At 68.5% G+C, this 18,182-nt stretch carries 15 protein-coding genes; 5 read left to right on the top strand and 10 right to left on the bottom strand.

The features are described 5' to 3' along the window. Positions 1-41: 41 nt before the first annotated feature. From nirB to HNR76_RS11970, 5 genes are all read left to right on the top strand, one after another. Entirely contained in the window at positions 42-2,513 is a 2,472-nt protein-coding gene (nirB, locus tag HNR76_RS11990; RefSeq protein WP_162310189.1) for a nitrite reductase large subunit NirB, read from the top strand. Between the two features lie 2 nt (positions 2,514-2,515). Continuing rightward, the gene (nirD, locus tag HNR76_RS11985) at positions 2,516-2,881 is read left to right on the top strand and encodes a nitrite reductase small subunit NirD (RefSeq protein WP_162310190.1); all 366 of its coding nucleotides are present in this window, start codon (positions 2,516-2,518) and stop codon (positions 2,879-2,881) included. After that, on the top strand, positions 2,881-4,365 hold the full coding sequence (locus HNR76_RS11980) for a molybdopterin oxidoreductase family protein (protein ID WP_162310191.1): 1,485 nt from the start codon (positions 2,881-2,883) through the stop codon (positions 4,363-4,365). Before nirD ends, HNR76_RS11980 begins: the two co-directional genes overlap by 1 nt. A gap of 71 nt (positions 4,366-4,436) precedes the next feature. Next, positions 4,437-5,174, top strand: a complete 738-nt coding sequence (gene cobA / locus HNR76_RS11975) for a uroporphyrinogen-III C-methyltransferase (protein WP_183982264.1) — start codon at positions 4,437-4,439, stop codon at positions 5,172-5,174. 46 nt (positions 5,175-5,220) lie between these two features. Further along, positions 5,221-6,078, top strand: a complete 858-nt coding sequence (locus HNR76_RS11970; RefSeq protein ID WP_162310192.1) for a formate/nitrite transporter family protein — start codon at positions 5,221-5,223, stop codon at positions 6,076-6,078. A gap of 52 nt (positions 6,079-6,130) precedes the next feature. On the opposite strand, the gene HNR76_RS11965 is transcribed toward HNR76_RS11970, so the two are convergent. The 10 genes from HNR76_RS11965 to HNR76_RS11920 all read right to left on the bottom strand — a co-directional run bounded on the left by HNR76_RS11965 (position 6,131) and on the right by HNR76_RS11920 (position 18,172). Further along, positions 6,131-6,958, bottom strand: a complete 828-nt coding sequence (locus HNR76_RS11965; RefSeq protein WP_162310193.1) for a tyrosine-protein phosphatase — start codon at positions 6,956-6,958, stop codon at positions 6,131-6,133. Between the two features lie 4 nt (positions 6,959-6,962). Next, positions 6,963-8,087, bottom strand: coding sequence for an MraY family glycosyltransferase (locus HNR76_RS11960; protein WP_162310194.1), 1,125 nt, complete (start codon positions 8,085-8,087; stop codon positions 6,963-6,965). A 122-nt stretch (positions 8,088-8,209) separates the two neighbouring features. Beyond that, positions 8,210-9,346, bottom strand: coding sequence for a glycosyltransferase family 4 protein (locus HNR76_RS11955; RefSeq protein ID WP_162310195.1), 1,137 nt, complete (start codon positions 9,344-9,346; stop codon positions 8,210-8,212). A 100-nt stretch (positions 9,347-9,446) separates the two neighbouring features. Further along, positions 9,447-10,490 (bottom strand): EpsG family protein, encoded by a 1,044-nt coding sequence (locus tag HNR76_RS11950; RefSeq protein ID WP_162310196.1) that lies wholly within the window; start codon positions 10,488-10,490, stop codon positions 9,447-9,449. Further along, on the bottom strand, positions 10,490-12,445 hold the full coding sequence (asnB, locus tag HNR76_RS11945; RefSeq protein ID WP_162310197.1) for an asparagine synthase (glutamine-hydrolyzing): 1,956 nt from the start codon (positions 12,443-12,445) through the stop codon (positions 10,490-10,492). The genes HNR76_RS11950 and asnB overlap by 1 nt, the downstream gene beginning before the upstream one ends. Further along, on the bottom strand, positions 12,445-13,614 hold the full coding sequence (locus HNR76_RS11940; protein ID WP_162310198.1) for a glycosyltransferase: 1,170 nt from the start codon (positions 13,612-13,614) through the stop codon (positions 12,445-12,447). Before HNR76_RS11940 ends, asnB begins: the two co-directional genes overlap by 1 nt. Before the next feature lie 47 nt (positions 13,615-13,661). Continuing rightward, on the bottom strand, positions 13,662-14,732 hold the full coding sequence (locus tag HNR76_RS11935) for a glycosyltransferase (protein WP_281383389.1): 1,071 nt from the start codon (positions 14,730-14,732) through the stop codon (positions 13,662-13,664). Between the two features lie 17 nt (positions 14,733-14,749). Next, the gene (locus tag HNR76_RS11930; RefSeq protein WP_162310200.1) at positions 14,750-16,174 is read right to left on the bottom strand and encodes a lipopolysaccharide biosynthesis protein; all 1,425 of its coding nucleotides are present in this window, start codon (positions 16,172-16,174) and stop codon (positions 14,750-14,752) included. A gap of 97 nt (positions 16,175-16,271) precedes the next feature. Beyond that, a complete protein-coding gene (locus tag HNR76_RS11925) occupies positions 16,272-17,135 on the bottom strand; it encodes a class I SAM-dependent methyltransferase (protein WP_162310201.1) in 864 nt (287 codons plus the stop codon). Between the two features lie 29 nt (positions 17,136-17,164). Continuing rightward, positions 17,165-18,172, bottom strand: a complete 1,008-nt coding sequence (locus HNR76_RS11920) for an NAD-dependent epimerase (protein WP_162310202.1) — start codon at positions 18,170-18,172, stop codon at positions 17,165-17,167. Positions 18,173-18,182 lie beyond the last annotated feature (10 nt).

The raw sequence follows: 18,182 nt of genomic DNA, 5'->3' as shown, positions 1-18,182 counted from the left end.
ACCTGCCGACACGACCGCACACGCAGGATGGGAACCGACCGATGGGCAAGCCGCGACTGGTGGTGGTGGGCAACGGAATGGCCGGCATCCGCACGCTCGAAGAGCTGCTGAAGCTGGTGCCGGACATGTACGAGATCACCGTTTTCGGCGCCGAGCCGCATCCCAACTACAACCGCATCCTGCTCTCGCCGGTGCTGGCCGGCGAGCAGACCTTCGACGAGATCGTGCTCAACCCGCTGTCCTGGTACGCGGACAACGGCATCGTCCTGCACCTGGGCAAGGAGGTCGTGCGGATCGACCGCGCACGGCGCAGGGTGGTCGCCGCCGACGGTACGCAGGCCGAGTACGACCGCCTGCTGCTGGCCACCGGCTCGGTGCCCTTCATCCTGCCGATTCCCGGGAACGGCCTCGAAGGGGTGATCGGCTACCGCGACATCCACGACACCCAGGCGATGATCGACGCCGCCAAGGTGAAGAAGCGCGCGGTGGTGATCGGCGGCGGCCTGCTCGGGCTGGAGGCGGCCAACGGCCTGAAGCTGCGCGGCATGGACGTGACCGTGGTCCACCTGGCTGGCTGGCTGCTGGAGCGCCAGCTCGACCCGGTGGCCGGCGCGCTGCTGGAGAAGTCGCTGGCGCAGCGCGGCCTGGACTTCCGCCTGGGCACCTCCACCACCGAGATCCTCGGCGACGAGACCGGGAGGGTCGCCGCGGTGCGCTTCTCCGACGGCGGGGAAATCCCCGCCGACCTGGTGGTGATGGCCGCCGGCATCCGCCCCAACGCCGCCCTGGCCCAGGCCGCCGGCATCCACTGCAACCGCGGCATCGTGGTCGACGACACCCTGCAGACCTACGACCCGCGCGTGTACGCGGTGGGCGAGTGCGCCAGCCACCGCGGCATCGCCTACGGCCTGGTCGCGCCGCTGTTCGAGCAGGCCAGGATCTGCGCCAACCACCTGGCCACCTACGGCATCGGCATCTACGCCGGTTCGGTGTCCTCGACCAAGCTCAAGGTCACCGGCATCGACCTGTTCTCCGCCGGCGAGTTCATGGGCGGGGAGGGCGCCGAGGAGATCGTGCTCTCCGACCCGGCCGGCGGCCTGTACAAGAAGCTGGTGATCAAGGACGACAAGCTCGTGGGCGCCTGCCTGTACGGCGACACCGGCGACGGCGCCTGGTACTTCAAGCAGATCAAGGACGGCGCCAGCATCGACGCGCGCCGCGACACCCTGGTGTTCGGCCAGACCGCGCTGGGCGACTCGGGCACCGGCGGCCAGGACCGCGCCGCGAGCATGGCCGACGGCGACGAGGTCTGCGGCTGCAACGGCGTGTGCAAGGGCACCATCGTCAAGGCGGTGCGCGAGCAGGGCCTGTTCACCGTGGACGAGGTGAAGAAGCACACCAAGGCGGCCAGTTCGTGCGGCTCGTGCACCGGCCTGGTGGAGCAGATCCTGATGAACTGCCTGGGCTCCAACTTTCAGGAGACGCCCAAGACCAAGGCGGTGTGCGGCTGCACCGACCGCACCCATGCCCAGGTGCGCCGCGCCATCGGCGAGCACCGCCTGGTCAGCCACGCCCAGGCCTACGCCTTCATGGAATGGCGCACGCCCAACGGCTGCGCCACCTGCCGCCCGGCGATCAACTACTACCTGATCTCCACCTGGCCGCGCGAGGCGGTGGACGACCCGCAGAGCCGCTTCATCAACGAGCGCGCCCACGCCAACATCCAGAAGGACGGCACGTTCTCGGTGATCCCGCAGATGAAGGGCGGGGTGACCAACCCGTCCGAGCTGCGCCGCATCGCCGACGTGGCCGACAAGTACGCCATCCCCATGGTCAAGGTCACCGGCGGCCAGCGCATCGACCTGCTGGGGGTGAAGAAGGAAGACCTGGTGGAGGTCTGGCGCGACCTGGGCATGAACTCCGGCCACGCCTACGGCAAGTCCATCCGCACGGTGAAGACCTGCGTGGGCAGCGAGTTCTGCCGCTTCGGCACCCAGGACAGCACCGGCATGGGCATCGCGCTGGAGACGATGCTGGCCAACATGTGGAGCCCGCACAAGGTCAAGCTGGCCGTGTCCGGCTGCCCGCGCAACTGCGCCGAGTCGGGCATCAAGGACGTGGGCATCATCGCGGTGGACTCGGGCTGGGAGATCCACGTCGGCGGCAACGGCGGCATCAAGACCGAGGTCGCCCGCTTCCTGGCAAAGGTGAAGACCGCCGCCGAAGTGAAGGAACACGTGGGCGCGTTCCTGCAGCTCTACCGCGAGGAGGCCTACTACCTGGACCGCACCGTGCACTACATCGAGCGCGTGGGCCTGGACCACGTCAAGCAGAAGGTGGTGGAGGACGCCGACAGCCGCCGCGCCCTGTACGAGCGGCTGCTCTACGCGCTGGAGGGCCTGCCCGACCCGTGGGCGGCGCGCATCGCCGGCACCCAGGCCCGCGAATACACCCCGCTGACGCTGGCTCCGCCCAAGGCGGACCGGCAGATCGCCTTGGCCCTGGAGGACTGACCATGACCGCAACCGAAGCCTGGGTGCGCGTGTGCGCCGTCGAGGACATCCCCCTGCTCGGGTCGCGCGTGCTCAGGCGCGCGCAGGACGCGGACATCGCCCTGTTCCGGCCCGCCGCCGCGCGCGTGTTCGCACTGGCCGACCGCTGCCCGCACAAGGGCGGGCCGCTGTCGCAAGGCATCGTCAGCGGCGACACCGTGACCTGCCCGCTGCATGGCTGGAACATCCGGCTCGATAGCGGCCTGGCCTGCGCCCCGGACGCGGGCTGCGCGCGCCGCTACCCGGTACAGGTGCGCGACGGCGAGGTGTGGCTGTCGCTGCGGCCGGCGGCGCGGGCCGACGCCGAGGCACCGGCGGAGGCCGCCTGATGGACGGCAGCGGCGGCCCCGGACCGCATCGGCAGGGCGCTGCTTCCCGCGCCGACGGCCCGGAACGTGCCGGGCTGGTGCTGTTCGCCGGCAGCGATGCCGCCTGCGCGCACCCGACGCCCTTGCGGCGGCTGCAAGCGGCCCGGGCGGGCGACGGGCAGGTGCGCTGGATCGTGGTCGACCCGCGCCGCACCGCCACCGCCGCGCGGGCCGACCTGCACCTGGCGATCCAGCCGGGCACCGACGTGGCCCTGTTCAACGGCATGCTCCACCACCTGGTCTGGGAAGGGCTGCTTGCCCAGGACTTCATCGCCGCGCGCACCACCGGCTTCGCCGCCCTCAAGCGGGTGCTGCGCGACTGCAGCCCGCGCACGGCGGCCGGGATCTGCGGCATTCCCGCCACCGACCTGATCGCCGCGGCAGAATGGTTCGGCCGCAGCCCGGCGGCGCTTTCGCTCTACGGCGGCGGCCTGGTCCGGCCGGCGCACGGCAGCGACGGCCTCCGCGCGCTGCATCACCTGCACCTGGCCACCGGCCAGCTCGGCCGGCCCGGCACCGGCCTGCATTCCTTGGCCGGCGGCTTCGACGCGTCGCGCGCACCCGGGGCCGGTGCCATGGCCGCGACGCGGGACGCGCACGCCCTGTCCGCCGATCAGGTCCACCGCTTCGATCCGGTCGGATACCGGCCGGCGGCCGAGCCGACCTCGGCGCGCTTTCCGCTGCGCCTGCTCACCGGCCGCCTGCGCGACGGCTCCCTCGGCCCGGCGCGCACCGGGCAGGCGCCGGCCACGCACTCCGTCCTGCGCATGCATCCGGACGATGCCGTCCGCCGCGGCCTGGCGGACGGCGGACTGGTGCGCATCGCCGGCAAGCGGGGCGAGTGGGTGCTGCCGCTGGAAACCTCGGGCGAAGTCGGCTCGGGCATCGTGTTCGCGGCCGTCCATGGCCCCGAGCGTGGCGACGACGACCCGGCCGGCGGCCCGCCCGAGGAGGCGTGCGCCTGCCCGCCCGGATTCGAGCACGCGGCGGTGCGGGTGGAACCGGCCGGCCTGCGCTGGCACCTGCTGGCCGCCCGCCGCGGCGACGCGCCGGCCATGCGCGCGGCGCTGCAACCGCTGCTGCGGGACTGCGGCTATGCAAACATCTCGCTGCGGCCCGCCTCTTCCGAGGGCGACGGCAGCGCCTGGCTGGTGCTGCGCGCGGCCTCGGCCGACGCGATGCCGGCCCAATGGCTGGCGGCGCTGGACCGCGCGCTGGCCCTGGCCCCGGGCGCGGATGCGCTCGAACACCGCGATGCGCGCCGGGGCCTGCTCAAGCGCGTGGCCTGGCGCGGCGATTTCATCGATGGCCTGCTCTGGGCCGATGCCCAGCCCGGCGGCGGCGAGCCGCTGCTGCGCGCCGCCCTGGCAGGCCAGGCCTGGCACGGGCCGCGGCTGGCCGCCTTCGCCGTGCCGGCCGACATCCCGCGCCGGACCCGCCCATGAATCCGACCGAGGCATCGATGGCGACCGAACCGCATGATGACGCCTGCGCCCCGCGCCGCATCCCGGCCGAGGTGGTGCTGCTGTCCGCCGGCCCCGGCGACCTGGAACTGCTCACGCTCAAGGCGGTGCGCGCGCTGGCCGCGGCCGAGGTGCTGCTGCTGGACGAACTGGTCGACCCGGACATCGCCAGCCTCGCCCCGCGCGCGCGGGTGGTGCGGGTGGGCAAGCGCGGCGGCTGCCGCTCCACCCCGCAGGCCTTCATCTGCCGGCTGATGCGCCGCTACGCGCTGCAGGGCCTGCGCGTGGTCCGGGTCAAGGGCGGCGATGCGCTGATGTTCGGCCGCGCCGGCGAGGAGATCGCGTTCCTGCGCGCGGCCGGGGTGCCGGTGCGCATCGTCAACGGCATCAGCGCCGCCTTCGCCGCCGCCGCCGCGCTGGGGGTATCGCTCACCCATCGCGCGCACTGCCACGGCATCACCTTCGTCACCGCCCACACCGCCGACCACGGCGAGCCGGACTGGGGGGCGCTGGCGCGCAGCGGCACCACCCTGGCCATCTACATGGGCATGGCCCGCATCGGTGCGATCGCCCGCGGCCTGCTGCGCCACCTGCCGGGCGACACCCCCGTGGCCCTGGTGCAGGCGGCCAGCCAGCCGGGCGAGCGCTGCATGCACACCCGCCTCGACCGGCTGGCGCAGGCCGCCGGTGCCTGCGTCGCCGGCGATCCGGGCGTGATCCTGGTCGGCGCCGCGCTGGCCGAGGCGGCGGCCGTCGCCGCGCCATCGCGGGAGATCGCCCTCACCGCCTGATCCGTTCCACCCCGCTCCCCCGCCTCCCCCCAACCGAGAAGCGACCATGTCCTACGTACTCCCCAAGGAATTCGTCACCCGGATGATCGACGCCGGCGAGTCGAAGATATTCATGTCCACGCGCGACACCCTCATCCGCGCCTACATGGCCGGCGCGATCCTGGCCCTGTCGGCCGCGTTCGCGGTCACCGTGGCGGTGCAGACCGGGGTGCCGTTGGTGGGCGCGCTGCTATTCCCGGTGGGCTTCTGCCTGCTCTACCTGCTGGGCTTCGACCTGCTGACCGGCGTGTTCACCCTGGTGCCGCTGGCGCTGATCGACCGGCGCCCGGGGGTGACCATGCAGGGCGTGCTGCGCAACTGGGGGCTGGTGTTCGCCGGCAACTTCGCCGGGGCGCTGACCGTGGCGGTGATGATGGCGATCGTCTGCACCTACGCCTTCAGCCAGGCGCCGGACGCGGTGGGCCTGAAGCTGGGGTCGATCGGGCAGTCGCGCACCGTGGGCTACGCCGAGCACGGCATGGCCGGCATGCTGACCCTGTTCGTGCGCGGCGTGCTGTGCAACTGGATGGTCTCCACCGGCGTGGTCGGCGCGATGATGTCCACCTCGGTGCCGGGCAAGGTCATCGCCATGTGGATGCCGGTCATGCTGTTCTTCGCCATGGCCTTCGAGCACTCGGTGGTCAACATGTTCCTGTTTCCCGCCGGGCTGATGCTGGGCGGCGACTTCTCCATCGCCGACTACCTGGTGTGGAACGAGATCCCCACCGTGCTGGGCAACCTGGTCGGCGGCCTGGCCTTCGTCGGCCTGGCGCTGTACTCGACCCATGCGCGCACCGCGACGGCGCGCGTGCCGCAGGCGCGCGCGGCAACGGCAACGGATACGGCCGTCCCGCGCCGCGCCTGACCGCCTCCGGCCACGGGGGATGTCCATCCGCCCGCGGCGATGGCTCACACGCTCATCGCCGCGCCCCGGCGCCGAACGGGCGCAGCAGGCGGCCCAGGAAGCCTTCGCCGCCGGGTGCGCGCGGATGGAATGCCGGGTCGCCGAACAGCGGCGGCGGCAAGGCATCCGGCGGCAGGTCGTCGACGATGCCCTGCGGGCGGGTGACCACCAGGTGCCGCGCCTCCTCCTCGCCGAGCAACCGGCGGGCGATGTCGCGGGCCTCGGCCAGCAGCGGAGGACGCCTGCGCGGATCGTGCGCGTCGGTGGCCAGGATCATGCAGTGGCCCTCGCCGAGGAAGCGCTCGCTCCAGTACTGCGCGCGCTTGCCGAAGCGCCCGGCCAGGGCGCCGGCGGTGATCTGCATCCATGCCCCGCGCCGGCTCAGGCGGACGAACACGTCGTAGTCGTGCTCCACCCAGCTCAGGCGCTCGGGATGGGTGATGACCGGCACCAGGCCCGCGGCCATGAACTCGAACACCGACTGCTCGAAGCGCGGCGGCGCCACGTGGTGCGAGGGTTCCAGCAGCAGGTAGCGCGAACCGGCCAGGGTAGGGACCGCGCCGCCGCGGATGCCGTCCAGCAGCCCCGGCACCAGGTGGACGTCGGCGCCCTCCACCAGGCGCAGTGGCACGTCCGCCTCGGCCAGCCGCCGCCGGAACGCCTCGATCGCCTCCAGGATGCCGGCACGGGTGTTCTCGTACATGCCCGGGTAGATGTGCGGCGTGCAGGCCACGGTGGCGACCCCGTCGGCCACCGACATGCGCGCCATCTCCAGCGCCATGCCCAGGTCCTTGGCGCCGTCGTCGATGCCGGGCAGCAGGTGGTAGTGGAGGTCGATCATCCTGTCAGGGCTTCTCCGGATGGCCGCCGCCGCGGCGCGGAAAGGGGAGGTGGACCACGGCGCGCACGCGCCGGAAGAACGATACCGCGCGCTCGCGCCTGCCCGAAAGCAGGTACCAGCCCACGCACATGAGTACGAACGCGCCCAGCAGCGCCGGGTGCGGCACGTCCATGCGCATGGCCTGGCCCACCGTCAGGCCGCACAGCAGGGTGAACGCGGTCAGCGCGAGCGCGGCCTGGGTCGGCCCGAAGCCCGCTTCGAGCATCAGGTGGTGCATGTGGTTGCGGTCGCCGTTGAAAGGCGATTGCCGGTTGCGCAGCCGGCGGATGATCAGCACCAGCGCATCCATCATCGGGATCGGCACGAACCACAGCGTCAGCACCGGATTCACGGGGTGGCCCGGGTTCTGGGTCAGGCGGAACGAGAACCACGCGATCACCAGCCCGAGAAACGCGCTGCCCGCATCGCCCATGAACAGCTTGGCGCGCGGCCGCCACGGGAAGCGCAGGTTGTAGGCGAGGAAGGCGGCCACCGCCCCCATCAGGATCATCATGCGCTCGGCGATGAGTTCGTTGCCCGCGTACAGCGCGGCGGCCGACAGCATCAGCAGCGCGGCCCACACCAGCATCCCGGCCAGCCCGTCTGCCCCGTCGACCATGTTGATCGCGTTGATCAGGCCCACCGTGGCGAACACGGTGAACGGCACCGACAGCGCACCCAGCGACATCTCCGACAGGCCGAACACCGGCCCGAGCTGCTGCACGCGCACGCCGCCGACGTAGATCATGATCAGCGCCGCCGTCACCTGGGCCAGGATGCGCCAGTACCAGCGGATGTCGTAGCGGTCGTCCAGCAGGCCGACCACCAGCAGCACGCAGGCGGCCAGGGCGAAGCCTGCGAACCCGTCGCCGCGGATGGGCGACAGCAGCAGCCCGACGAAGATGACCCCCACGCCCATCGCCAGCCCGCCGGTCACCGGCGTCGGCGCGGCATGGTCCCTGCGTCCGCGGGGGTAGTCGAACAGCTTCAGGCGCGTGGCCACCGGCTGCAGGATCCACTGCAGCAAAAAGGTCGCGCCGAGCGCCGCAAGCGCGGCGGTCCAGTCGAGCCCTTTCAAGATATCGAGCATGCCCGCCTCCAGAGACCCTGTACCTCAAACCATAAAGCCGGCCCCTTGGCAAGGATGGAGCGTTCCACGCCCCGCGTGACGACGCCGAAAGCGAGCGTTTCTGCGCCATTTTCAGAGGAATCTCATCCAGGCGGTCCGCCCAGGAGTTCCCGATAGACCTCGAGGGTCCGTTGGATGACGATGCGCTCGTCGAAGCGCTCCACCGCCTTGGCCCGTGCCGCCCGGCCCAGGCGCGCCAGCAGCGCCCGGTCGTCGTCCAGCCGCCCGATCGCCTCGGCCAGCGCCCTCGCGTCGCGCGGCGGGACGAGCAGCCCGTCGGCCTCGTGCCGCACCACTTCGCGGCAGCCCGGCACGTCGGTCGTCACCAATGCCAGGCCACAGGCGCCGGCCTCGATCAATCCCTTGGGCAGGCCCTCCCGGTAACTGGGCAGTACCACCACGTCGACGGACCGGAACAGGGTGGGCATGTCGTCCACGTGGCCCAGCCATTCGATCCGGCCTTCGTCCACCCAGCCGGCCACGGTCGACTCGTCCACCGCCGCGGGGTTGCCGGGGTCCGAAGTGCCCGCCAGCAGGAAGACCGTCCGCCGGCCCTCGGCGCGCAGCCGGCGCGCCGCTTCCGCGTATTCGGCCAGGCCCTTGTCCCACAACAGGCGGGCGGGAAGGAGCACGCGCAGGTGCGCCCCGCCCGTCCTGGACTCGGCGGGGGAAAAGCGCCCGCAATCCACGCCCGAACCTTCGATGAGCCGGATCTTCGCTTCCGGCACCAGGCCCGCTTCCCGGAATACGGATACGTCGTCGGGATTCTGCAGGACCAGCCTCGTTCCACGACCGGCGAAGGCCAGGCGCATCAACAGCTTCACCGGCAGGCGCAGCCGCCGCGCCCTGCGATCATGGCTGGTGAAGACATAGCCCATGCCGGCCACGGCGCCGACCCGTGCCCGTACGCCCGCCAAGCGCGCCACCAATGCCCCGTACACGGCGCACTTGATGGTGAAGCCATGCACCAGTGCCGGTCGCTCGCGCCGGAACAGCCGCCACAGCCGCCACAGCAGCACGGCCTCGCGCAGGGGGTCGAGGCTGCGGCGGTCCATGGGCAGCGGTTCCCAGCGCAAGCCCGATGCCCGGAGCCTTGGGCCGTAATCGCCCGGGGGAGACACCAGCAGGACCTCGTGTCCGGCATCACGCAGTGCGACCGCCAGCGCATGGCGGAAGTTGTACAGATACCAGTCCGTATTGGCGTAGAGGACGAGTTTCATCGCGACCGAATGGTTTCTTGCCGTGCCGCGTCGGCGTCCTGCCCGGCGCGGACGCAGGCCGGGCGGCTATCCATGGCCGGCCATGCGCACGCCCGAAGGGTCACCATGGCGGCATCATCCGGTAAGGCAGCCAATACTGCGCGTGATCGGCGAAATTGAGCCAGACGAACTCGACCGCCGCGTAGTACGCCACCACGGATAGCGTCAGGAAAGTGCGTCCGCCCGTGTCCTTGCGCATCAGCCCCGGCATGCGGGAAAACACGAACAACTGCAAGGGAATCAGATACAGCGCCACGCGGTCGACGGCGGTGGATGCGAGAGAAATCAGTGGCAAGCATGCCAATGCCAGCCAGGCGATCAGCATCCACAGCTTGCGCTGCGTGGGATCGGGCACAAGTTTCTTCCCCCACAGCAGCATCAGCACGGCGGGCACCGAATTCATCAGTACCCGGACCAGTCCGCCTTCCGAGTGGTACTGGGCTTCCACATAGTTCTCCCAGAGCGCCTCGGTCGAGTCGGCCAGGAGCAGGTAATACAGTAGCGCCGTGATGAGCGCGACAAGCAGGAACCGGAGGGCACGGTTGCGGCTGGCGGCCAACGCGGCGATCGGCAATAGCAGTACGGCGGACTTATGGAACAGCGCGCCGAGGGCTATCCACACGACGAACGCACGCGTGCGATGGTCGCCCAGCGCCACCAGGCCGATCAGCGTGAACCCCACCGCCACCGCCTGTCGGCTGTAGCCCATGCCCACCACGATCACCAGGTAGGGCACCGCGACCAGCAGCGCCAGCCAGGGCCGTGGCTGGCGGCGGCAGAATACGACCGTGCCGCACATGAAAATCGCGGCGCAGACGAGATTGACGTGGTAGATGCTTCCGCCGAGGCGATCGACCAGCCAGTTGAGCCCGTGGTAGCCCGGGTCTCCCTGCTCCAGGGCATACAGGAACCCGTATCGGGAGCTTTCCTCGAAATGGCCCAGATAGTTGTACCAGTCGCCGCCGACTTCATGGCGGAGCCCTGCCACCAGGACGAACAATAGGCCGACCATCCACCACGCCCCGGCCGCCGGCCGCGGCGGCAGCCGCCCCGGCACCAGGACGGCGCATAGCGGGATCAGGAACAGCAGCCAGTACACCAGCATCAGCCGTCCTGCCGTACGGTTGCCAGCCAGGACTGGAACATCAGGATGTCCCACAGGTGGTATTGCCAGTTGCGGCTTCCGGCCTGGTGTTCGTTCCACGCGCGGACGATGGGTGCCGGAGCGAAATAGCCCTCGCTCCTCAACCGCGACTCGTCCAGAAGATCGGCCGCCCATTCCTTGAGCGGGCCACGCAGCCAGTCGCCGATCGGTACCCCGAAGCCCATCTTGGGTCGATCGATCAGTGCGGGCGGCACATGCCGGTACAGCACCTGCTTCAGCAGGTACTTGCCCGCGCCTGCGCGCACCTTGAGGCCTGCAGGCAGGCGCCAGGCGAACTCGAAAACACGGTGGTCCAGCAGCGGCACGCGCGTCTCCAGGCTGCAGGCCATGGCCGCACGGTCCACCTTTGCCAGGATGTCGTCCGGCAGGTAGTGGCATGCGTCTTCGAGCATCATGCGATCGAAGAAGCTGAGCGGCCCTTCGCCCCTGTCGGACCCGTATGGGGGTTCCTGCACGCCTGGCATCAAGGTTTCAGGTTGCCAGTGGGTGATCAACTCGCGATAAAACGAACGGTCATCGCTCGCAGCCAGTACGCCAGCGGCTTTGTGCATCTTGTCGCCGGGCAGGCGCCACCGCCGTCCGGCGGGGATGATGGGGGAGGCCATGCCGTACAAGGCATTCCAGGTGCTGATGGAGAGTCCTGTGATCGCGGCGGAAGCCAGGCGTCGCGGCGGGGCGGGGATCGCCTGCATCCACTTCCATATCCGTGCGGCCAGGAAGTAGCGGGAATACCCGCCGAACAGTTCATCGCCGCCGTCGCCGGACAGGGCGACCGTGACATGGCGGCGAGCCAGTTGCGAGACCAGGAAGGTGGGAATCTGCGAGGAATCCGCAAACGGTTCGTCGTAGATCTTCGGCAGCCGAGGAATGACCGCCATCGCGTCTTCCGGGGTGACGTACAACTCGGTGTGGTCCGTCCCCAAGTGCCGAGCCACCGCCGCGGCATGCTGCGCTTCATTGTAGGCGACTTCGTGGAAGCCGATGGAGAACGTCCGCACGGGCCGTACGGACTGCGCCTGCATCAGCGCCACCACCAACGAAGAATCGACGCCCCCGGACAGGAAGGCCCCCAGCGGCACGTCGGCCACCATTTGCCGGCCTACGGCATCGCGCAGGAGGCGTTCCAGGGCATCGGCCGCTTCCTGCTCGCTTCCTTCGAAGGGATTGGCTTGTCCGGCCTGCGCCCGCCGGCTGGTCGTCCAGTAAGCCGTTGGCTTCGGCAACTGCGCGGTTTCGAGTTCGCGCAACCCTATCCGCAGCCAATGGCCAGGCGGCAGTTTGTGAATTCCTTCGTAGATGCTGAAGGGGGCAGGCACGGCGTTGTGGCGCAAGTAAAGAGCCAGCGCTTGGCGATCCACCGAGGCGTCGAACTCGGGGAAGGCGCGGATGGCCTTCAATTCCGAGCCGAACAGGAAAACCCCACGATTCCAGCCGTAGTACATGGGCTTCTCGCCCAGCCGGTCCCGGGCCAGCCAGAGCGCCCGCTGGCTCCTGTCCCACAAGGCGAAGGCGAACATTCCTTCGCTATGCTCCAGCGTGGCCTCCACTCCCCAGGATTCGATGGCCGCCAGCAAGGTTTCGGTATCCGAGTGTCCGTGCCATGCGGGTGCGCAGCCGGTGCGCTCCAAGATCTCCCGGATTTGGAGATGATTGTAGATCTCGCCATTGAAGACGATCACCCAGCGCCCACTGGGTGAAACCATAGGCTGATGCCCTGACGGCGACAGGTCAACGATCGACAGGCGACGGTGCCCCAGCGCGATTCCCGCCTCCGCCTCGGACCAGCGACCGTCATCGTCCGGCCCGCGATGGGCCAAGGCCTGCATCATCCGCGGCAGCGCTTGCGTGAGCGTGTCGAACCGCATGCGGCTCCAGCCTCCGGCCAACCCGCACATCAGGTTTTTCCTCCGGCCATGACATCGTTCCAGACCCGGCCGAATCCAGCCGCCATACGCGCCAGCGTGAAATGCTCCAGCACGCGGTGACGTGCGGCCGCACCCAGTTGAAGCCGCTCCGGTGGCGGCATGTTGCAAAGCTCCAGCATCGCCGCAGCCAGGGCGGCCGGGTCGGAGGGCGGTACGACTCGGCCGGTATCCCCAACGATATCCGCCGCATCCCCCACATCCGTCACCACGCAGGGCAGGCCGCAGGACATCGCCTCCGCCACCACATTGGGGAATGCTTCTCCGAGAGCCGATGACAGCGTGAAGGCATCGGCAGCTTGCCAAAGTCGCGGCAGATCATCCCGAGGCCCGAGGGCCAGCACCGCCATGCGCGCCCGGGGAGTGAAAGGTAGAGCGTCGAAGTAGGCATCGCCGCGAGCCAGTCCTTTTCCACAGATCAGCAGGCGAGTCTGTGGCCTGAGGGCGTGAACGCGGGCAAAGGCCTCGGCCAGCGTGGGGTGGTCCTTCTGAGGATCGCTTCGCCCCGCATGCGCGAGGACGAACTCCTCGGGGCCTATGCCCAACTCGCTGCGTACTGTGGCCCGCCATGACGGCTGCGGTCGCCAGGCCGTCACGTCCAGTCCGTTGTGCACGATCTCGAAAGGCACCTTGTATCCGAGTGCGCGATGGACATCGGCGGCGCGCGCGCTGCAGGACACGGCCATGGTCGGTATCCAGCGCGAAAGACGCGCGCAGGCCTTCGCCGTCAGGCGGGTCGACCATTTGTTGTGTTGTGCGGAAAGATCGCTGTGTCGGATTCCCCAACACACCGGAATGCCGGCTGCACGCGCCGCCACCCCCCCGAGCAGATCGGCGTGGTACATCCAGGTCTGCACCAGGGCCGGCCGCGCCTGACGCAGCCCCCGTACGAGCCGCAGCAATGCCAGCGGCGAAGGAATGGCGCCCCGACGCAATCCCAAGCAGTGCACCTCTACCCCGAGGGCGCGTAGACGCGGCCCGAAGATGCCTTCATCGGTAAGGCTGAACACCAGATGCTTCGAAGGGTCCGGCTGCACCGAAACCAGCCGGTATAGAGCGTTCTCCGCGCCACCCTGGGACAGGCCGGCGATGATGTGGGCGATATGGGCCGGGGCCCCGGCTTCGTCCGGGAGCGTGGTCATTCTAGGGCTCTATCCGATGGGTCGGCGCATTTGGGGCGAGGACCATGCTAGCCAAGAAGCAATCCGAGATAGCTGTCCAGAGACCGGTCGACACCGAAGTAAGACGCACGTACCCGGGGATCGTTCGGGCCCGTCTCCCCCAACCGCTCGATGATGGCTTCGGACAGCGCATCGGCATCCGCCACCGGTACCAGGGTGCCCCACTTTCCGTCCTCCAGTATCTCGCGCGGACCGCTTGGGCAATCCGTACTGATGACGGGAGTGCCGCAAGCCATGGCTTGGATCAGGACATTCGGGAGGCCTTCCCAGGCCGATGAAAGCACGAACAACGCCGCATGCCGCATCCATGCGAAAGGGTTGTCGGCGAATCCGGGCAACTGGACGCAACTGCCGAGGCCCAAGTCGCCGATCAGCATCTCGAGTGAATGGCGCAGTTCGCCCTCGCCCAGGATGACCAAGCGGCAATCGCGCTGCCTGCGTACCTTGGCGAACGCCCTGAGCAATGTTGGGTAGTCCTTGGCCGGCGTCAACCGGCCGGCGGCCAGGACAACGGGTGGCTCCCCGCCGCGCAGCCAGGGGTGATCGATGGGAGCGCTGGCAAGACCTTCCAGACCCGGCGTGACGACAGGGTTGTAGATTACGTGGATACGCTCTTTGGGGACGGATATGGCGTTCCGCAAATCGTCCGCCACCCCGTGGGACACGGCGACGATGGCATCCGCATTGCGATAGGCAAACCGCATCACCGGAAGCATCGCGCGATCTCGAAGCGACCCGGATCGATGCAAATTCTGCGAAACATGGGTGCGCTCGCTGACCACCAATCGGGTTGACCCGCGCGACAGGCCTTTTGCCACTGCGGCGATCACATTGGCGTGGCTAAGGGCCGACAGCATGGCGCGCGGCTGCTCGCGGCGCAGATAGCGAGCCAGGCCGGGCAAGCTGGTGGATACGCGGCGCGAATCCAGGTCGACCACGCGTACGGCAGGAGCGACATCGATCAGATATGGCCCTTCTGCCAAAGCGAGCACAAGATCCGTCCGTACGCCGCGTGCCGCGAAGCCGTTGGCGAGGGTGAGCATGGCCCGCTCCGTACCTCCCCCCCTCAGCGAGGGCATATAGATAGCAACATCGGTCATCGCAGCAAGCGGCTCATGAGGTTTTGCCGCATCCGCGAGACGTCCAGAAGGATCGCGGCCGCAAGAGCGGCACCGCCTCCAAGCAACAACCCGCACGCCAGTTGCAGTTCGGGGCGGACTTGCCACTGGGAGGCCAGCCGCGCCGCAAGGAACGTGGCCGATGCAACCAACAGGCCCTTCATCAGAAGAGGGAACGGGTTCGGCATAGGAAAGACCTTTTTCCCAAGAACCGCACTGGCCACGCTGGCCAAGGTGAATCCGGCCAAGCTGGCCCAGGCGGACCCCACGATACCGTAGCGGGGGATGAGCAGGAAATTGAGCGCTACACTCATTCCGGCAGCCAGGCCGCTGGTCAGCAGCAGTCGACGCGACTGACGCGAGAGATGGAAGGCAATGTCGAAATGAAATGCCTTTATGCCTACGACGGCCGCGGTTACCGCGATCCAGGGAAAGACGACTAGGGCGCCGGAGCGGAACTCGCTGCCCACGAACAATTGGATGAGCTGTGGGCCGATGGCGACCAGGCCGGCTGCGCCTGCCATCGCCAGCGCGACCATGAGTTCGCCATTGTGGTGCATCTGCCTGCTGGCGGCCTCGACTCCCTCCGTCTCCAGGTATCGAATGGCGAGGGGTGCGGCTGCCGTATTGACGATGCTGAGCAACAAGCCCAGGCTCTGCTGAGCGAGATCGTAGCCGACGGCGTAATAGCCTGCGGCCGACTCATCGATCAGGGCGGCGATGATCAGCCGATCCGAGCTGGAGGTAATCCAGAACATTCCGAAAGTGATTGCAAGGGGCAGTCCGTACGCCCTGTACTCGTGCAGCGCCTGGGGCGGAGGCCAGCGAGGGGGAGCGTTCTTCCACGTGTCGCGGGAGAACAGCCACCACCCAAGGAAAGAGCCCAGGATCAGGCCTGCGACAGGTCCGGCCGCGCCCCAGCCAAGCCATGCCAGCACTGCGCCTGTCAGTACGGACAGGATGGCCTTTGCGCCCAACTGGCGCCCGTAACGGCCGGGCTCCAGGCGTGCCGACGCCAGGACAAGATTCAACTCGTGCCATGCCTGGGCGATGGCGAGCATGGCGGCCAATGCAATCAACCAGGCGAGGCCGGGCACGGGCCAGAGAATCCCCGCAGCCAGGGCAACGGCAAGGGCCGCTGCCGAAAGCAAGAGGAACAGGGACAGGACGTGTTGCAGGGTGTTGTGGGGCTTGTCCACGGATCGGGGCACGAAGCGCGCGACAACGAGGGTCAGCCACTGAAAGAACAGAACATTCACCAGTCCGACTATCGACAGGATGAGTGCGTATCGTCCGAACTCGCCGGCGGTCAGCAGCCGCGTATAGATCGCCAGGGCCGCGAAATTGACCAGGCCTGGGATTCCGCGTGCCAGCAGGTAGTGGAAGGAATGACGGACGAGCATCCAGGCGGCTACCGCGTTCCAGTCGAACGGTTCTTGCTGCTCTTGCCGGCGCCCTGGGCGGCGGAAACGTTTGGCTGCCTCATCACTGCGCGCTCAATCAGGCGGTTGGATTGCGCGTGGCAGATGCTGGGCCAGTTCTCCTGCGGAAAACATACTCGTCGCAACCAGAGCCCAGCAGGCCCGAAAGGCGCTTGGGCACAGCGACGAATTCGCGCTCCAACTCGAATTCGCGCTGTTGGAAGAACGCGTGGCATTGCACCTTCGAGATCGACTCATATGGGTACCCGCCCATCCAGTCGTGGATGTCGTTGTAGTAGTCCATCCCCCGGCACTGTCCATAGTTGCGGATGTATTCCTGGTGACTACGGCCCCTGAGCCGGAAGGCAAGGCGGTGCAGGGCTACCCTGATCTTCCTGGCCCGCTCCTGGGATGACGGCGGCGCCGATGCGTACCAGCGCTTGATGATGCGCCACATGCCGCAGAAGGGTGTCTTCCGGTACAGGGCGACCATGAAGGTTCCCCCGGGCCGCACAAGGGAAGAGGCGACGGCCAGGGCGCGGTACATGTCACCGGTATGGTGCAAGACTCCCCAGGAGTAGACCAGGTCGAAATCCCGGTACTCCTCGGCTCGCATGTCGAAGACGCTCGCCTGGTCGAACCGGGCGTCAGCAAGCGGCGCGAACCTTGCGAGCGTTGCGCGAGATGCATCGATCGAATCCGGATCGATGTCGACCCCGGTCACGCGAACCGCCCCCATGCGCGCCGCCGCCAAGGAGTGGAGTCCTGAGCCACATCCGATGTCGAGGAAGGACATGCCATCGAATCGTTCGCGCCCGCTCAATCGCTGCAGGTCGACGATGGCTTGCGCGATCTTCTGCTCGTCGATCTTCCGCGCGTAGTCCAGCCAATTCTTGCCGAAGGCGAAATGCGACTCCACCGAGAGCAGGTGCGGGCTATTCATCGTTAGCTCCCATGTGCCTTCGTGGCGGGTCAGCCGTAGTAGTCGAGATACCACTTCACGAAACGCGCCACGCCTTCTTCCACCGAGACTCCGGGCCTGTAGCCCACGTCCCCGATCAAGTCCGCCACATCCGCCTCCGTATCCGGCACGTCGCCCGCCTGCAGCGGCAGCATCTCCATCTTTGCCTTGCGCCCCAGTTCCCGCTCCAGCACCTCGATGTAGCGCAGCAGCTCCACCGATTGCTCGTTGCCGATGTTGTAGATCCGGTACGGGGCCACGCCGCTGGTGGCCGGGTCGGGCGCGTCGCTGTTCCATCGCGGGTCCTTGCCCGGCGGCCGGTCCAGGGTGCGGATCACGCCCTCCACGATGTCGTCGATATAGGTGAAGCTGCGCTTGTGGCGGCCGTGGTTGAACACCTTGATCGGCTCGCCGGCCAGGATGGCGCGGGTGAACAGGAACAGCGCCATGTCCGGGCGGCCCCATGGGCCGTAGACGGTGAAGAAGCGCAGGCCGGTGCAGGGAATCCCGTACAGGTGCGCGTAGCCGTGCGCCATCTGCTCGTTGGCCTTCTTGGTGGCCGCGTACAGGGTCAGCGGATGCTCGGTGGGCCGGTGCTCGGAGAACGGCATCGCCGTGTTGGCGCCGTAGATGGAACTGGTGGAGGCGAACACCAGGTGCTGCACGCCATGGTGGCGGCAGCCTTCCAGGAGGTGCAGGAAGCCGGTGACGTTGCTGCTCACGTACACGTGCGGGTTCTGCGCGGCGTAGCGCACGCCGGCCTGGGCGGCCAGGTTGATCACCCGGTCGGGTCTGTGGGCGGCGAACATCGCTTCCACCGCGTCGCGGTCGGCCAGGTCGGCGTGCACGTGGGTGTAGGCGGGGTGGTCCTGGAAGCGGGCCAGGCGCGCCTTCTTCAGGGAGACGTCGTAGTAGTCGTTGAGGCTGTCGATGCCCACGACGCTGTCGCCGCGTTCCAGCAGGCGCATGGCGACGTGCGAGCCGATGAAGCCCGCCGTGCCGGTGACCAGTACCTTCATTCCTTCCTCC

Source organism: Pseudoxanthomonas broegbernensis (assembly GCF_014202435.1).
Taxonomy (GTDB): domain Bacteria; phylum Pseudomonadota; class Gammaproteobacteria; order Xanthomonadales; family Xanthomonadaceae; genus Pseudoxanthomonas; species Pseudoxanthomonas broegbernensis.
This window is presented reverse-complemented; position numbering and strand designations above follow the sequence as displayed.

What these genes read in the sequence shown, in the direction of transcription:
- HNR76_RS11960 (WP_162310194.1), bottom strand. Translation starts at nt 8,087, where the DNA reads ATGCTCGATATCTTGAAAGGGCTCGACTGGACCGCCGCGCTTGCGGCG.
- HNR76_RS11955 (WP_162310195.1), bottom strand. Translation starts at nt 9,346, where the DNA reads ATGAAACTCGTCCTCTACGCCAATACGGACTGGTATCTGTACAACTTC.
- asnB (WP_162310197.1), bottom strand. Translation starts at nt 12,445, where the DNA reads ATGTGCGGGTTGGCCGGAGGCTGGAGCCGCATGCGGTTCGACACGCTC.
- HNR76_RS11980 (WP_162310191.1), top strand. Translation starts at nt 2,881, where the DNA reads ATGGACGGCAGCGGCGGCCCCGGACCGCATCGGCAGGGCGCTGCTTCC.
- HNR76_RS11930 (WP_162310200.1), bottom strand. Translation starts at nt 16,174, where the DNA reads ATGCTCGTCCGTCATTCCTTCCACTACCTGCTGGCACGCGGAATCCCA.
- nirB (WP_162310189.1), top strand. Translation starts at nt 42, where the DNA reads ATGGGCAAGCCGCGACTGGTGGTGGTGGGCAACGGAATGGCCGGCATC.
- HNR76_RS11920 (WP_162310202.1), bottom strand. Translation starts at nt 18,172, where the DNA reads ATGAAGGTACTGGTCACCGGCACGGCGGGCTTCATCGGCTCGCACGTC.
- HNR76_RS11925 (WP_162310201.1), bottom strand. Translation starts at nt 17,135, where the DNA reads ATGAATAGCCCGCACCTGCTCTCGGTGGAGTCGCATTTCGCCTTCGGC.
- HNR76_RS11940 (WP_162310198.1), bottom strand. Translation starts at nt 13,614, where the DNA reads ATGACCACGCTCCCGGACGAAGCCGGGGCCCCGGCCCATATCGCCCAC.
- HNR76_RS11950 (WP_162310196.1), bottom strand. Translation starts at nt 10,490, where the DNA reads ATGCTGGTGTACTGGCTGCTGTTCCTGATCCCGCTATGCGCCGTCCTG.
- HNR76_RS11970 (WP_162310192.1), top strand. Translation starts at nt 5,221, where the DNA reads ATGTCCTACGTACTCCCCAAGGAATTCGTCACCCGGATGATCGACGCC.
- nirD (WP_162310190.1), top strand. Translation starts at nt 2,516, where the DNA reads ATGACCGCAACCGAAGCCTGGGTGCGCGTGTGCGCCGTCGAGGACATC.
- HNR76_RS11935 (WP_281383389.1), bottom strand. Translation starts at nt 14,732, where the DNA reads ATGCCCTCGCTGAGGGGGGGAGGTACGGAGCGGGCCATGCTCACCCTC.
- HNR76_RS11965 (WP_162310193.1), bottom strand. Translation starts at nt 6,958, where the DNA reads ATGATCGACCTCCACTACCACCTGCTGCCCGGCATCGACGACGGCGCC.